The sequence below is a fragment of the Brevibacillus choshinensis genome (assembly GCF_016811915.1).
GTDB lineage: Bacteria > Bacillota > Bacilli > Brevibacillales > Brevibacillaceae > Brevibacillus > Brevibacillus choshinensis_A.
Genome location: NZ_CP069127.1, coordinates 2,310,041 through 2,325,085, shown reverse-complemented (window position 1 = coordinate 2,325,085; position 15,045 = coordinate 2,310,041). Strand labels below are relative to the sequence as shown.

General features: G+C 50.8%; 16 protein-coding genes. 2 read left to right on the top strand and 14 right to left on the bottom strand.

The annotated features are described in order from the left end of the window. The first annotated feature begins 17 nt into the window (after positions 1–17). A complete protein-coding gene (locus JNE38_RS11870) occupies positions 18–668 on the top strand; it encodes an ABC transporter ATP-binding protein (RefSeq protein WP_203356735.1) in 651 nt (216 codons plus the stop codon). Positions 669–717: 49 nt separating this feature from the next. On the opposite strand, the gene JNE38_RS11865 is transcribed toward JNE38_RS11870, so the two are convergent. The 4 genes from JNE38_RS11865 to JNE38_RS11850 all read right to left on the bottom strand — a co-directional run bounded on the left by JNE38_RS11865 (position 718) and on the right by JNE38_RS11850 (position 4,800). Further along, positions 718–1,482 (bottom strand): LamB/YcsF family protein, encoded by a 765-nt coding sequence (locus JNE38_RS11865; RefSeq protein WP_203356734.1) that lies wholly within the window; start codon positions 1,480–1,482, stop codon positions 718–720. A 146-nt stretch (positions 1,483–1,628) separates the two neighbouring features. After that, positions 1,629–1,973, bottom strand: a complete 345-nt coding sequence (locus JNE38_RS11860; protein ID WP_203356733.1) for a YlbG family protein — start codon at positions 1,971–1,973, stop codon at positions 1,629–1,631. A gap of 407 nt (positions 1,974–2,380) precedes the next feature. Further along, positions 2,381–2,836 (bottom strand): YlbF/YmcA family competence regulator, encoded by a 456-nt coding sequence (locus JNE38_RS11855; RefSeq protein ID WP_203356732.1) that lies wholly within the window; start codon positions 2,834–2,836, stop codon positions 2,381–2,383. 53 nt (positions 2,837–2,889) lie between these two features. Further along, entirely contained in the window at positions 2,890–4,800 is a 1,911-nt protein-coding gene (locus JNE38_RS11850; RefSeq protein WP_203356731.1) for a hypothetical protein, read from the bottom strand. Between the two features lie 116 nt (positions 4,801–4,916). Here JNE38_RS11850 and JNE38_RS11845 point away from each other — a divergent pair, with 116 nt between their 5' ends. Further along, positions 4,917–5,294 carry a protease complex subunit PrcB family protein gene (locus tag JNE38_RS11845; RefSeq protein WP_428993722.1) on the top strand — a complete coding sequence of 126 codons (378 nt, stop codon included), beginning with the start codon at positions 4,917–4,919 and terminating at the stop codon, positions 5,292–5,294. 72 nt (positions 5,295–5,366) lie between these two features. On the opposite strand, the gene JNE38_RS11840 is transcribed toward JNE38_RS11845, so the two are convergent. The 10 genes from JNE38_RS11840 to JNE38_RS31145 form a co-directional block, all read right to left on the bottom strand. Further along, on the bottom strand, positions 5,367–5,789 hold the full coding sequence (locus tag JNE38_RS11840) for a hypothetical protein (protein ID WP_203356730.1): 423 nt from the start codon (positions 5,787–5,789) through the stop codon (positions 5,367–5,369). 72 nt (positions 5,790–5,861) lie between these two features. Further along, entirely contained in the window at positions 5,862–6,431 is a 570-nt protein-coding gene (locus JNE38_RS11835) for a manganese catalase family protein (RefSeq protein ID WP_122923202.1), read from the bottom strand. 28 nt (positions 6,432–6,459) lie between these two features. Next, a complete protein-coding gene (locus JNE38_RS11830) occupies positions 6,460–6,738 on the bottom strand; it encodes a spore coat protein CotJB (RefSeq protein WP_203356729.1) in 279 nt (92 codons plus the stop codon). Further along, positions 6,728–6,967 carry a spore coat associated protein CotJA gene (locus JNE38_RS11825; protein WP_275296699.1) on the bottom strand — a complete coding sequence of 80 codons (240 nt, stop codon included), beginning with the start codon at positions 6,965–6,967 and terminating at the stop codon, positions 6,728–6,730. The genes JNE38_RS11830 and JNE38_RS11825 overlap by 11 nt, the downstream gene beginning before the upstream one ends. Positions 6,968–7,109: 142 nt before the next feature. Further along, complete coding sequence (locus JNE38_RS11820; RefSeq protein WP_203356727.1) at positions 7,110–11,030, bottom strand: non-ribosomal peptide synthetase; 3,921 nt, start codon at positions 11,028–11,030, stop codon at positions 7,110–7,112. A 30-nt stretch (positions 11,031–11,060) separates the two neighbouring features. Then, positions 11,061–11,792, bottom strand: coding sequence for a 4'-phosphopantetheinyl transferase family protein (locus JNE38_RS11815; protein WP_203356726.1), 732 nt, complete (start codon positions 11,790–11,792; stop codon positions 11,061–11,063). Positions 11,793–11,950: 158 nt separating this feature from the next. Next, entirely contained in the window at positions 11,951–12,655 is a 705-nt protein-coding gene (locus JNE38_RS11810; RefSeq protein ID WP_203356725.1) for a thermonuclease family protein, read from the bottom strand. 328 nt (positions 12,656–12,983) lie between these two features. Then, positions 12,984–14,033, bottom strand: coding sequence for a MerR family transcriptional regulator (locus JNE38_RS11805; RefSeq protein ID WP_203356724.1), 1,050 nt, complete (start codon positions 14,031–14,033; stop codon positions 12,984–12,986). A 139-nt stretch (positions 14,034–14,172) separates the two neighbouring features. Then, positions 14,173–14,613 carry a CBS domain-containing protein gene (locus JNE38_RS11800; RefSeq protein WP_203357520.1) on the bottom strand — a complete coding sequence of 147 codons (441 nt, stop codon included), beginning with the start codon at positions 14,611–14,613 and terminating at the stop codon, positions 14,173–14,175. Between the two features lie 273 nt (positions 14,614–14,886). After that, entirely contained in the window at positions 14,887–14,967 is an 81-nt protein-coding gene (locus JNE38_RS31145) for a putative holin-like toxin (RefSeq protein WP_353936533.1), read from the bottom strand. Positions 14,968–15,045: the final 78 nt, after the last annotated feature.

The following is a 15,045-nucleotide window of genomic DNA, read 5'->3' as shown; positions in this document are numbered from 1 at the left end:
GAAGGAAGGTGCATCCGATGCTTACGGTTTCGATCCAAAAGCGTTTGCCTGATTTTTTGTTGGATGTCTCTTTTTCCGTTCAGAAGGAAATCGTTGTTTTATTCGGGCCATCCGGTTCAGGCAAAACGACCATCCTGAACAGTATCGCTGGTTTGATCCATCCCGATGCAGGGCGCATTACGCTAGGTGAGCAAACGTTTTATGAGCAAGGAGACAAGCCTCTTCCTGTGCAAAAGCGCAAAATCGGCTATGTATTTCAAGACTATGCACTTTTCCCTCATCTGACGGTAGCCCAGAATATTCGCTACGGCCTCAAACCAGGACATGGACTCGGACTGGAGACGTTGCTCAACACTGTAGGGATTGACCATCTGCTGGAAAAGTACCCTCACCAGCTTTCCGGTGGGCAAAAGCAGCGGGTCGCCCTCGTCCGTGCTCTTGCCACCGAGCCCGATATCCTGCTTTTGGACGAACCCCTCTCTGCTCTCGATGCAGACACACGCCGGCAATGCCAGGACGAGCTGCTGCGCCTGCACGCGATGTGGAGCATCCCGTTTTTGCTCGTCACGCATGATCGCCATGAGGCAGAGAAACTGGCAGACGTCATCCTGAACATCGAAGACGGTCGAATAAAAGAAAGCCGTGCGGCGACATCCATTTCCCGTTAAATCGGGGTGAATGTCTCACGCACGGCTTTTTCTTTTCGATTCCCGGCACCTATTTTGCGCTGATCGGCTCAATCGACACTCCGTTTTCTTTAGCCCAACGATGCAGCTCCACCAAAAACTGCAGGACATCGTGACTTTCATGATGCACGCAAAGAGTATCTGCGGCAAGTGCGATACTCTGTCCGTCTACGGTCGTCACTTTTTGCTTCAGGACGAGCTGACGAGTCTGCTCCATGCGCTCTTCCTTGCTGATCAAGACGCTGCCTTCCAGCTCGCGAGGTGCCAAGCGCCCATTGGGCAAATAGGCACGCTCTGCAAATACTTCCTCAGCCACCTGCAAACCGTGCTCAAGGCCAGCCTCCACCAGCTTGCTGCCGGAGAGAGCGTACAAAATCAGGTCTTCATCAATGTCAGCGATGGCCTGAACGACTGCTTCCGCCAGTTCTGGTCTTTCTGCAGCCTCATTGTACAGCGCTCCATGCAATTTTACGTGATGCAATTCTCCTCCGATCGCCCGCGTCATTCCGGACAGCGCCGCTACCTGGTAAAGAACCAGTTCGTACACTTCGTTGACAGAGAGATTCATGGAGCGGCGGCCAAACCCTTGAACATCCGGATAGCCGGGATGCGCCCCGATCTTCACATCATGCTTCAGTGCAGCTTCGATCGTTCTGTAAATGATATGCGGGTCACCTGCATGCAAGCCGCACGCAATGTTGACGGAGGTGATCCACTTCATAATACCCAAATCCTCGGATTGTCGTCCTCTGCTAAAGCCCTCGGCCATATCGCAGTTAATATCTAGATGAATCATGGATGTGCCCCACCTTTCCACACGATCTATATTCCATGAAAACGCATTCATTAGCACCACTCATGTGTTTCACTCTCTAAGCATACCATGTACACCGTGCTAGCAAAAGGAAAAAAGCTGCCGAAATATGGCAGCATGTGTGCAGGTTATGTCGAAACGGCAGTCGCTTGATTCCCTTCGTCGGATGTCAGGGATTCTGCGAGTGCCATCAGCTGGTTCTTTTCTTGCTTGTAATCGTATTCCTTGGCCTTATCCGGTCTTGCGTTGTTGTACTCCACCGGAATCTCATGGCGGTGGGAACGCTCGATCTTGGTGACGAAATGCAGTTTTTCCATCGTGCGGATCGTTTCGTCAATCAAATTGGCATCCACATACATGGATACGTAGTTTAACCGCTTGGAGATGTAGTGAATGGTGCCAAATTTACGTAAATTTTTAGCAGCACGTGTGTTTTTTACCCACACGGCAACCCCCAGACGTCGCTCTCTCATGTTTAGGCGTCGGTCTCCTTCCCAAATCGTGGTATAATGACCAATGAAGCTCTGTTACAGAAAGGAATCGTGGTCATACATGCTGGCTTCGTTTTATCAGCAATTTGAAAAATCGCTTCTCCAGGAAGGACTTGTAACGTCAAGCCACTGGCGCACACACGCCGGTCAGCGCTTTTTCTATGTAAGCAGCACGCTCCCCGCCCAGAGCCTGACCACACAGCTCATGGTGATTGGAGAGCGCCTCACTTTCGGTACAAAATTGAAACCTGAGTGCATCTACGTACGCTCAGATGAACGTTGCCATGTCTACCGCTTCCGCTTCCTCGTTCCGAGCGAGAAGCAATTTTGTTGCGGGAACTTGTGCGAAGACTGCTTTTTGCTCCGTGAGAAGCACTCATGAAAAGAGATCAGGAGGGCTTTTTCACGCTGCAGCCGCAGCTTCCCCCTGTGCCACAGCCACTGCTCTGGGCTTCAAGAAACGGATTGTTGCTCGGAACCTTGATCGTATCCGATACGGCATTCGCGATCGTCCGGCTCACTTGATACAACAATTCGTCCAGAGATTCCTCAGCCCGCTTGAACGCCTGAACGGAATCCATCAACTCGATGGTGCGCTTGAGTTCACGGACTTCTTTCGATATATGGTTGTAGTCGGGGTGGTATTTCCCGAACCGTTGCACATCCTCGTACTGCTCCTTCTTCTTTTCAAAGAGCGCCAGCAATCGCTGCGCCTCCGTGTCTGCTTCCATCCGGCGCTTTGCCTGCAGATACTCCGAGACCTCGCGCGACTGGTTAATCATCGTGGAAAGTTCGTGGGACTCCAGCAACAGCTGCGTGACATCCGCTGTTTCCAATGCTTCCATTTGAGCGAGACCTCCTTTCTAGGGTAACTAACTACCCCTCGATTGTACCACGATCATACCCCTTCGTACAGATAATCGGGCACCAGAATGCGCACTCTCCCAATTTCATCCAGTCGATAGCGCACTTTTCCGCCCTCACCCGAAAGCGTAACGGTCCAATATCCCATATCCACACGGACGTCTGTGGGCAGTCCTTTCACCTTGTCTTTGCCCGGCTGCTGGATTTCCACCTCCAGCTTCAGCTCACTTGCCCGTTTGAAAAGATCCCTGAGCGACTGCGGATGATAGGATTGAAAATGCTGTGTCCACATTTTGGGCAGGGAAGCCACTTCCTTTATCCCTTCCAATAAGTCAGGAAACGTATTTTCCACCGCATATCCGTCCCAAGGGCGTTCCACTGCGAACCAACCGACGGGTGCCCTCCCATCCGCCATGCTCTCAGCTGCCGTGGCTGCTTCAAATGCCGGAGCCAATACCTGAGGCTCGTATCCGTATTCTCGCAGAAGAGCCACCAGCTGTTCCTTCTGCGACATGGGGATAAGGAAGTCTGTTGGGGATAGGATCTGCGATAAATACGGCTGAAAGTCGGGAATATCCTTCCACTCTTCCATGAAACCGGAATGGGCTGTCCGGACACGAAAAAAAGGCTCCATTTGAATTTGGCGTGCGGTCTTGGCCCATTGCCCGATGGCTTCGATCAATGCTTCCGGCACAGGATGCGCGCAAGCCAAGCTCAGCAGCTCGATCACTTGCTCCTCGCTTCGACCTGAAGCAAGGAAGTTCTGCACCTCTTTTGCCTGCACTTCGCCACGGATCAGCTGCCCGTCAAATTGCAGCGTGCAAAAACGGCTGATTTCCCAAACGGCTTGCATGGGAACGAGCGGAGGGATGGTGATGGAGCCGGCCGGATCGATAAACCAGCCTTCCTCGGCTGTCAAATGGGGCAGACTGATCCAGCGCCAGAAGTGTCGGTTTTCCCCTTCCATTCCTAGCTGAATCCACCCCATCCCCATAAGCAGATGGAGCCATTTCTTCAGAATGAGCTGGTCAGCTTCCAGAGGTAAAGCGAAGCCAGCCTCCTTTAGCATGAGCAGCTGTTCCTCCAGCGAACACCACTGATCCAGCGGCACTTGCCGCATCATGGCCGTAAACGCCTCCCACCATTCTCCATGCGGCAAATACTGCTCCATCACACAATCGAAGGTTTCCTTCCACCGCTCAGGCGGAGATTGTGCGAGCCAGCGCCTTACTTCTTTTGTTCGAATGGAAAGCTGCTTGTTCTCGACCTGGATCAGACCCAGACGCATCGCAACATCCAGATGAATGGTCAAGGCAAGTCCTTCTCTTTCTTCCTGATCCAAGGGAGGCAAAGTCAATCCCGCACAATGCTCGTCCGTCATGGAGAGCAACGCAGACATGCGCAATGACATGCGTCGATGAACAGTGCCCCTCTGCGTCACAGGAACCTGATTGTCCCGAATGAACAGAAGAAGCCCAAAAAGATCCAGATGTATCCCCCGACCTGCCGTTATATAATAAGGGAGCGTTTTTGAAAGAGACACAAATGCCCGGGACGATTCAGGGAGGAGATACCCTGTGATTTGCTCACGGATCTCCTGCGGCATGAGATAACCGATCTCGCTCCACATCTTGCGGACGGTCATAACGATTCCAAGCCGTCTCAGCCTTGTCAAGCCGACGGCCATATGTCGTTGGTCTGAGGCGATCATCTGCTCCCAGGAGCGTTTGCTAAAAAAACCTCTGGTCGACGCGATGACAAATTTCTTCATGACTTCTCGCTCGATCTCAGTTGCCTGTTCCCACACGCGCTTCATAAAAGTTGGGGCTTGCAGCCGAGAAGACAAGTCCTGGTCATCAGCCACACCAAATCGATTCAACTGCTCTACCAGAATGGCTCTCTGAGTGGTTTCGGACAGGCATTCCAGCGAATCCTGTACGCGCACGACTGTCACCTCTGCTTTTTATAGATTCTATCCAACAAATGGAGGGATGTATGATGTTTACCATGTTTCCCGGTTTGTTGCTTTCTGCTGCTTTGACTTTGACTGGAGTTCATCCAATGCCTACTCCACATCCTACCCCAACTGTGGCCCCGGCGGAAGAGGTTGCACCGGTGGATGCACAATATGAAGCGGTTGCTGCTCCTTATCCTCCTGCCGTACAAGATGCACTCAGCAAGGTGCGGAAAACAGGCGGCCATACGGTTGTTCGCGCCAAAGGCAAGTCCTATGTAGTCATTGGAGCAGGCCAACGTCCTACCGGCGGTTATCAGCTCGTGGCCGATCAAGTCAAACGGACAGGCCCTCACGGCTTTACGGTTTCCGTTCACGTCAAAGCACCAGCACCAGGCGCGATGAAAATCCAGGTCATTTCTTATCCGACACTGGTCATCGCTCTGCCTGATCAACAAGCACAAGTCACTGTACAAATGCGATAAAGCACTTCTTACACAAAAAGCCGACTTCTAAGTGCGCCAAACGGGCACTCGGACGTCGGCTTTCTGCATCCTTCACGGCTTTACTTCAATGGAAATGCGCTGGGTGACACCGTATGATTCATGGTTGTTGTTCGCCAGCTCCACCATGACCTCATGCTTGCCGCTCGGAATATCCTTCAATACATAAGAGGGCTCAAATACCTTTGCCACCTTTTTTCCATCCAGATAGAGATGGACATGCCCCTCTCCAGGCTTGTTTTCCTTCCCCATGTTTTCCAAGGAGAAAGAGAAGTTCGTCACCGCGATCTTGAGCTCCAAATCATCCTGATTGAGCGTGTGCGTGACCGCGAGAGTCGGGGCTTGCGAATGATTATGACTTTCTTCTACCGTCGCTTCAGTCGGCGCCACGTGATTGTTTGCATAGACAAAGTATTCTACGCACGCAGCAACTCCGATCAAAAGCAGCAAGCGAATGACAAATCGTTTGGCCTTCATCGGGGCACTCCTTTCCAGATTCAGTCATACCCCAGTGTGCCCGATTGGCCAGCGCTTCATTCTCCTCTACGATTAGAAAAATTTCTTGCGGCCTTGCTCTTCTTTCAATATCTCAACCGCTTCCCTAAAGCGCAGGGAGTGCACGACTTCCCGCTCACGCAAATATTTTAAGCCATCTTGAATATCCACATCATCCGTCATGTCAATGAGCCACTGATAAGTAGCGCGCGCCTTTTCCTCCGCTGCGATATCTTCGTACAAATCCGCGATGGGATCCCCCTTTGCCTGGATGTAGGTGGCAGTAAATGGTACACCGCCTGCATTTTCATAAAAGAGGGCGCGGTCGTGATTGGCGTAGTGGGCGCCGAGTCCTGCTGCTTCCAGCTCTTCCACGGTCGCGTCTTTGGTCAATTTGTACACCATGGTCGCGATCATTTCCAAATGCGCAAATTCTTCCGTTCCGATATCGGTCAAAAGTCCAATGACTTTATCCGGGATCGTGTATCGTTGATTTAAATAGCGGAGGGCAGCAGCTAGCTCACCGTCAGCACCGCCGTATTGCTCCATCAGGAATTTTGCCATTCGAACATCGCACTTGCCCACACGAACCGGGTATTGAAGCTTTTTCTCATAGATCCACATCGTCGCAATTACCCCTCATTTCTCTATGTTAAACTTGCCAAGGCCAAGGCGTATCGTTCCATTGCCACGGATAACCCGAAAAGCTGTGCCCAAAGTTCATGAGCGGCCCGTACAGGGCTTCGAATTCATTGGCCATTTGCCAGCGCTGCTGCGTGAGTTCATTGTATTGCTCAATCGCGTTCATATCATTCGGATGGGTATCCAGATATAAATTCAGCTCACACAAGACGAAGTCAACTGCTTGCAGCTCCTTGAGCATTTCCATGTACTGCTCATCGCCAGGTCTTGTATGCGGATTAACGTTCATGGTGGCCCTCCCCTCTGCTTTCCCTCTGTCCCGTCGGAATGTAAGGACTGTAAAGCGCAGGCCACAGCGTACCTCGCATCAGAGCCTCCATGGGAGAGAACTGCGGAAGATCGGGGGGTTGAAAACCGATGAAGAGCTCAGGTGGGACGTAGTACGACTTGACGCGTATCGGGGGGCATGGATCATGAGGGCTTACATAAGGGAAATAGACCCGTGTTTGTGAATCCAATGCAGACATCCTCCTCCAAAATAGGTATCTGACCAGTCATGATTACCTTATGTCGCCCACCAATGGCGCGTGATGGGCAAACGCACAAAAAACCCTCGATTCCAGAAACTCTAGAATCGAGGGTTGATCTTTGTGGCATTAGTCAAAAGGAACTGAGATTCCTTTCCCCTTTTCTTACATTCAAATGATTTCGAACATGCTCGATAAGCGTAATCAGATTCGGCTCTTTCAGTAACGTACCGTGATCGGCTGTCATGCAATGTTCTTCAATTTGGCCTTCATCGGTGACCTTCCAGCCCAGCTTTTCGGCCTGATTTAGATTGGTCATGGCACGAATCAAGAGCAATCTTCCGGAATACGGTTCAGGTCTGTACGCACGCATCGCCTGAATCAGAACCTGCAAAGAATCGTCATCACCCGGTGTCGAATCCATCGTTTTCTTGAGCACGTTTCCGACAAACCGCAGCTTTTGCATAACAAAGGGAGTGCGCAAATCAGGCGGCAATTGAAAGAGGAGCTTGAAGCTATTGATGATCTTGGTTTCCGTCTTGAGCGGAGGCAGTGCCGGGTTGGCATAATTCAGGATAGTCAGGAGGCCAATCTCCTGTCCATCCCTCCTGAGCTGCTGGGCCATTTCGTAAGCAATCGCTCCTCCCAGGCAAAAACCTATCAGGTGGTACGGCCCTTTGGTCTGCACCTCGCGAATTTCCTGGATATACTTGGCTGCCATTTCTTCAACACTGACCTGTCGATCACCTCCGCCTGAGTAACGCAAGCCGTAGAGAGGCTGATTCTTGCCCAGCCTGCGCGCCAAATCACCATAAATCAGTACTTCTCCTCCCCCTCCATGAATGCAAAACATAGGGGCTTGCTGTCCCAATGGCTGGATTGGTACCAATGATTTCGACAGCTCCGCGTGCTCCTCGCCCGAGGAAAGAAGTCTCGCAAGTTTTTCGATTGTATCTTCCTGAAAAACACTGGAGACGGACAGCCTCTTTTGAAAAGTCTTCTCGATGTAAGAGAACATCGTCATGGCCAACAAGGAGTTGCCGCCAAGAAGAAAGAAGTTGTCGGTCACGCCGATCGGCTTTACCTCCAGCAATTTTTCCCAAATCTGCACGAGCTTTTCTTCGACTTGATTGCGCGGCTGCACGACCAGCTCTTCATTACTTGCTACAGTCGGCTCTGGGAGCCTTCTACGATCGATCTTTCCTACGGGTGTGACGGGCACCTCCTGAAGCTCAAGAAAAAAGGTCGGAATCATATATTCTGGCAATCGGTCGCGGACAAACTCACGCAGCTTTCCTTGATCAAAGCTGACTCCTGCGTTCATGACGACATAAGCGATCAGATTTGCGGAGCCGTCCTTGCTCTTTGTGACTCCTGCGACCGCTTGACGCACCCCGGAAAACGTGCCTACTACGGTCTCAATCTCGCCTAATTCAATCCGACATCCTCTGATTTTCACTTGATCATCAGCTCTGCCGATGAACTCTACGTTACCATCTGCCCGATACCGTGCCAAATCTCCTGACTTATACATTCGCCGTCCAGGCACATTGCCGAACGGATCTTTGGGAAATCGCTCTTCTGTCAATTCCGGCCTGTTCAAATAGCCTTTCGCCACCCCGTCCCCGGCAATGTACAGATCTCCTATGACCCCGATAGGAACTGGCTGCAAATGGTCGTCGAGAATATAGAGTCGATCATTGGCAATGGGGCGACCGATCGGGACCATAGTGGCGTTCTCAGGCAATTCTTTCACATGATAGCTCGTTGTATTGACTGCATTTTCTGTCGGGCCGTACAGATTGATCAGTCGGCTGTTGGGCAACTTTGTCATACATTTGCGAGCCAGCCAGACTGGAAGCGCTTCTCCCCCAGGCATCACCTGGCGCAACCCACGCAGGGCTTCACTGTGATCCTCGAGCAGGACATTCAACCGGTCAGGGGTGATGTTAAGCGATGTCACTTTGTATCGCTCGATTGTTCTGGCGATTTCTTCGAAGCTCGGCTTGTTTGTCGGGAGGATGACCAGCTTCCCTCCGTTCAACAATGCCCCATAAATTTCAAATGCGGATACATCAAAGGCGACTGCACCTAAATTCATATAGACTTCATCCGGACCTACAGAAGCGTAATCAATGTCTTTCACCAAACGGACGATTCCCCGATGATCCACCATGACGCCTTTCGGTTTGCCTGTTGAGCCTGATGTGTACATGACGTAAGCCAGGCTGTCCGCCGTACTTACCCTGCAGGGTTCATGACCTTCAGAGGAGGGCTCCTGAGCATCTTTATCGAGATACAGCCAATTGGCGGTGATGGCGGGAAGGTCTTTTGCAATGCGCTCTGTTGTAATCACAAACGGAACGGCAGCGTCTTCAAGCATATAGGCGATCCGCTCTTTGGGGTAGGTTAAATCGATCGGTACGTACGCTCCTCCCGCTTTTAACACTCCTAAGTAGCTGGCGATCATATCGAACGAACGGTCGAGACAGACCGCTACCAGCTGATCAGGAGTTATTTGCAGCGCTCGCAGTCGAGAAGCGATTTCATTTGCTCGATCATTCAATTGCCGGTAGGACAGTACGCTATCTTCAAACAGCAGGGCCACTTCATCAGGCTGCTCCTTCACCTGCTGTTCAAAGACCTCCGGAATACTGAGATCACGAGGATAAGTGGCCCTCTCCAGATTCCATTCCACCAGCAGCTGCTGGCTTTCAGCCGAGGTCAGCATCGGCAATTCTGTTACTCTCACGTCAGGATGTGCCAATGCTTCGCTGAGCAGCGTGGTGAAATGCCCTCCCATACGGATAATGCTATCCTCACTGAACTTGTTGGTAGCATAGGTAAATAAGAACTTCATCCCTTCTTCGGACTCCGTTGCCTTTATGACCAACTCCGCTTCCTCACAGCGATTGCCTGTGTCAAGTTTTGTGATTTGCAGACCTGGTAAAACTATTTTCGGCAGCGCAGGCGGCATGTGAAACATCACTCGATAGAGAGGCTGAGCTGTGCGGCTTAAACCTAGCTCCTTTACCACATAGTCGAATGGGATCCGCTGACGCTGGTACGCCTCGGTAAGTGTCTGTTGAACGACGAAGAGGGCTTCACGAAACGTCAAATCTTGCTTCCAGAACGTTTGTAGAAGCAGCAGGTTGGCAAAGGAGCCAATGCCTCGCTCGATAGCAGGATCGTCTCGCCTGGAAACGAGCGTGGCGACACGAATCTCGTCTTCGTTACCATATCGTCGTAACAGCATTTTCAACACGGTCAATAATAGATGGAATGGGCTGAGCTGTTGTTGATTGGAGAAAGCGTACAATTGCTGCTTGAGATGCGGAGGGATGGATAGTTGGTAGGTGTGCGTGGTTAAAACAGCTGCTGGGGCGCCTGATGAATCCACGGGCAAATACTGCTCGGGTGGTTCATAACCCATTTTCTTTTTCCAAAATGCGAGCTCAGCTACTGCTGTTTGGCCTGTACACCATTTTTCCCGCCACTGGCGGTAGCTTTCAAAAGAAACGGGTTGTTCTCGCCACTGTGGGGATTCTTTGAGTTGAAAAGCCTGGTATGCCGCAAACAGCTCTTCCTGCAAAATGTGAATAGACCAATCGTCAGCAGCTGATGCATATACCTGCAGCAAAAACAAGTGTTCCGTATCTGACACCTTCAGCAGTACTGTACGAAGAGGAGGGTCGCTTTCCCTTGCCGTCTCCAATGGGCTGAAGTTTCTACCTTGCAAGCACATTTGGATATAGACATCTGACTCTGCCTTTGGCATTGGGCGAAGATCAATGATTGTCCATTTCAACGGCAAAAATGGCTGTACGATGTTCGCAGGAATCCCGTTTTGCATGCTGACAGACATTCGCAGAACTTCATGCCTTCTCACGATTTCGTCCATGGCCTCTTGCAATGCATCAGAGTCGAGTTGACCGGCCAGCTTCCACACATAAGTGTAAAACTTGGCTCTTCTCTCATGATCGAATGCTCGTTCCGCAATTCCGTGGTCCGTAGAAAGGCCAACGTCTTCCTGCTCCAAGAGAACATGCTTCATAAAATCCTCCTCATTCAGCTTGCATCCATTTCAAGCATTCGGAAATTGGAAATAACGTACCGATGGTAAAGTTGATTCCAGAGCCAATGTCCCAACGTACTGATCTCGGTAGCGAAAATCATGCAGGCATACGTCCTCAAACGTACTCGTATCCTTTAAACGTCCCCATTCATCGAGACCAGCCAGTCCCATTCCCTTAGCTTTTAGATAGGCCTCTTTTCGGGTCCAGATCTGATAGAACGCAATGAGCTGATCGTTTCCCTGCTTCGAATGGAGCAGTTGCTTCTCTAGATCTGAAAAAAAGGAATGGGAGACACTTTGCCAATCAAACCTGTCATCGATGTATTCCATATCAATACCCACTTCCTGATCAAAAGCCATTACATAGCAAACGGCATCCCTGGTGTGCGACAGGTTAAAGCGGATGTGGCTTTCTTTATCTCCTGAAAACAAAAAAGGCTTACCAACGTGATTTTTTCCAAAGCGTAAGACTGAAGGATCACATTGCACATAAGCGGATAAGAGAAGTCGGAGGAGCATGCGAGAAAATCGGTATCGTTTTTGATCGAGGCGAGATAAAAAACGGGTTGCCTTTGCTTCTTCTTCGTGACTCAGGTCGAAGTTGCCAGGAAGGACGGAGGAGACACTCGCCACCCAGACATGGACTTCTTTTTTTTTCAGAAAGGGTCCACCATTTGCAGCCTCGATTGGCCATTCCCCCCTTTCCCAGCAATCATATTCTGAAGCAACAGAGACTAGCATGCATCACATCTCCTTTCCGAAAGGGATGCCTATGTTTCTTATTGTAGCATCTCATTGTTCGTTGTAAAGAACAATCACCCCTCCTTTAACGAACGAACAAACGCCATTTCGCCTCCACAATACATGAAGAACGAAATGGCGTTTGACTTCCCCTGCTGCTAACGCTTCGGCGCCCTGAAGCCCGCCGCTTTTGCCTCTTCCTCCGTCGCAAACCACATCTCCGCCTTGGTTTGTTCATAGCTGGAAGAACCAGGTACGTGATAGATTTTCTCGCCCTTGGCATTGATGTTTCCCTTGATGGGCTTGCCTTCTGGTTGCGAAGGATCGGCCGCAGATGGCTTCTCGGTTGAAGTCGGCGTCTTGGTTGGATTTGGATTCTGTGTCTGTGTGGATTTTCCCCACAGTCCTCTATTGTTCTCCCGAGCTTCCCTCTCGGCTTGCAAAAACAAATCCGCTTGGGCTACATTCGGCGGTATGGTCATGATGCGTGCATAGCCTTCCCGAACCAATTTTTCGTTGACGAATGTCCCGTCCTGCAAATACATATAGGCTAGCAACCGTTTGTATTTGTCATAGGGCTCCACATCGAATTTCAACGTGACCTTTTGACCGGTCAGCAATTGCTTTGAAAAATCGCTCGCTTCTTTTCCATATGGTTCCACAGGATGATTGGGCTTGACTGTCTCTGGCGTATCTACGCCAATGAGACGTACCTTTTCCCCAGTAGATAATTCGAACGTATCTCCATCCACCACTCGCTGAACGGTGGCTTCCATCTCGCCATTGGCCTGGGGTTGACCCGGCGTTGAACAGGCACCCAGCAATCCCGCGAGCAATGCCAGGCATATTGCCATTCGTTTCATTCCATTCCTTCCCTTCTACGTTGCATCGGCTTTTAGCGTAGTAGAAGATCGGGTCAAGGTCAATATGTCATGCAATCTTCGCACGGAAAAAACGACCTAGCGCGAAGGTCGTTTTTGTCTATAGGTTCGGATTAGTCGCGGTCACTGTTAAAGAAGAAAAACAAGACAGCCACGACGATAATAATCCATAAAAGCTCATCGTTGTCTCGATCAAAAAAACTGTCGAACAGACCCATTACGGAGTCCCCCTTTCCCTTCTCGATACAGCCTATGCAGAAGGCTAGACACGTGCCAGTGATTGGAAGAGCCCAAAAATGCAGAGGATGTTCTATTTTAATCGAGCTGAAATCAGATGAACATATGTTGTCAATTGATGAGAATCAGCCTGGAAGCCGAGATCGGCCAGTTCGGCAAGCAAACGGGAACGGTCTGCCACGCATTCATGTTCCAGCTGTTCAAGCGCACGAATATCTCCAGCATTTTCAAGCTCCTTCACATGCTGCCGGCGATGCTCCTGATCGGCAAACATCAGATCGGCAATGATCAACCGGCCTTGGTGCTTGAGCACCCGCCGGAACTCCGCTAGCGCGAGCACCTTTTGATCATCAGTCAAATGATGCAGGGCATAGCTGCTCACTACAAAATCAAAGCGGTTCTCCAGGAATGGGAAGGCGAAAAATGTCCCCAGCTTGGTCTCTACCTCTGGATGCTTGCGCCTGCATTGTCTAAGCATCTCCAGGGATTGGTCAAACCCGCTCATCTTGACGCCGTATGAAAGAAACCGGCCAGCCAGATTGCCCGTCCCGGTCCCTGCGTCCAAGCCTGCTTCACCCGGCATTGGCACAGTCGCCGATACCACGGCGTCCAGCACTTCGTCGTACCTCTCGTGCTTGTTGTACCCTTCCTGCTTCCTCGTCACCAGCTCGTCGTATACATCTGCTATCTGGTTAAAATTCCAGCGGTCCACCCAGACGTCCCGTGTCTGTCGGAGCCGTTTGTTGGCTTCCGCCAGTTCGTATAAAGAGGCAGGAGCGATGACCTGCTCAGTCCGGACCCGTTCGATCATTGATTCCGTCGTTTCGATTACCTTGCTCAGCTCTACCCACCTGTCGTACATGAATGATCGCTGAAGCTCCAAATAGTGCAATAAGCTTCCCTTCCCCTGGTCCATCTGTTCCAGCAGCTCTCGGATATCTTCAATGGGCATTCCCACCTCGCGCAAGGTAATGATGGTCTGCAGTCTCCAAAGATCCTCTTCGGAAAATTGGCGATAGCCGGATTCATCCGCCTTTTGCGGCCGGATCAAACCTTTTTCTTCATAATAACGGATTGCCCGCGGAGTAATCTGCAGCCGCTGAGCCATGTCCTTTATTTGCATCAGGTACCTCTCCCTGCTCTCATTCCTTTCTCGTATCATAAACCTTTCCGTAACGTCAGAGTAAAGCAAAAATCAAAAAAGCTGCCGGTTTTCGCTGCCGACAGCTGATGCTTCATGTGTGGGAAATGGGTGCAGAGGGTTAATGCGTAGCAGGTTCCGAAATTTGCTGGAGCGCATCGCTCGCTTCATCATGGTGAACTTGACGAATCGCCATGTCACCCAACGCGACAATTCCAGCCAGCTTGCCGTTTTCCACGACAGGCAGGCGGCGAATTTGATGCTGGGCCATGATCTTAGCCGCCTCATCTACGGTCATCCCTGGTTGACCGAGGACAATATCACGTGTCATGACGACTTCGGTGGCAGTCGAGCCCTCATGTTTCTCAGCCAGTCCGCGAATCACGATATCGCGGTCGGTAATGACGCCGATCACATCGTTTTGCTCGTTTACGACTGGAATCACGCCCACGTTCCAGTCACGCATTTTGCAAGCGACCTCGTACACGTTATCCTTGAGCGTCACCGTCGCGATATCTTTTGTCATGATTTCGCGCAATGTGCGGTTTTCTACTTTCGCCATCATCGTTCTCCTCCTTTGCTAATGAACGCTTGTAGTGTGTCCTATTACCTATTCGTTCATTCGCACTGGCGGGACGTGCGTCACGATTTTTCCACTAGAGTAGATCGATCCCCCTGTGATATTATGGTAACATGGTGTCTATGGACAGTAGCGAAAAAGGCCGCAGGGTGCTGCAACACCCGTGCGGCCCAAAGCTACAATAGTCGTTCTCCTAGGGGAGTCGGCTCATAGTACCCGCCTGTAGACCTCCCAGCTGCGAAGCTCAAGGGAGGTCTACTTTTTCCTACTAGATGACAGCATCACTACTAAAGTCCCAAACGTTAACATCAGACTTAGTGCCTCGAATACTGTCATGTTATCACCCCCCTTCTACCGGGGATGCCGACCACCCTTGAGTACGATCTATTGTAAAGAAAATTATACCATATGATG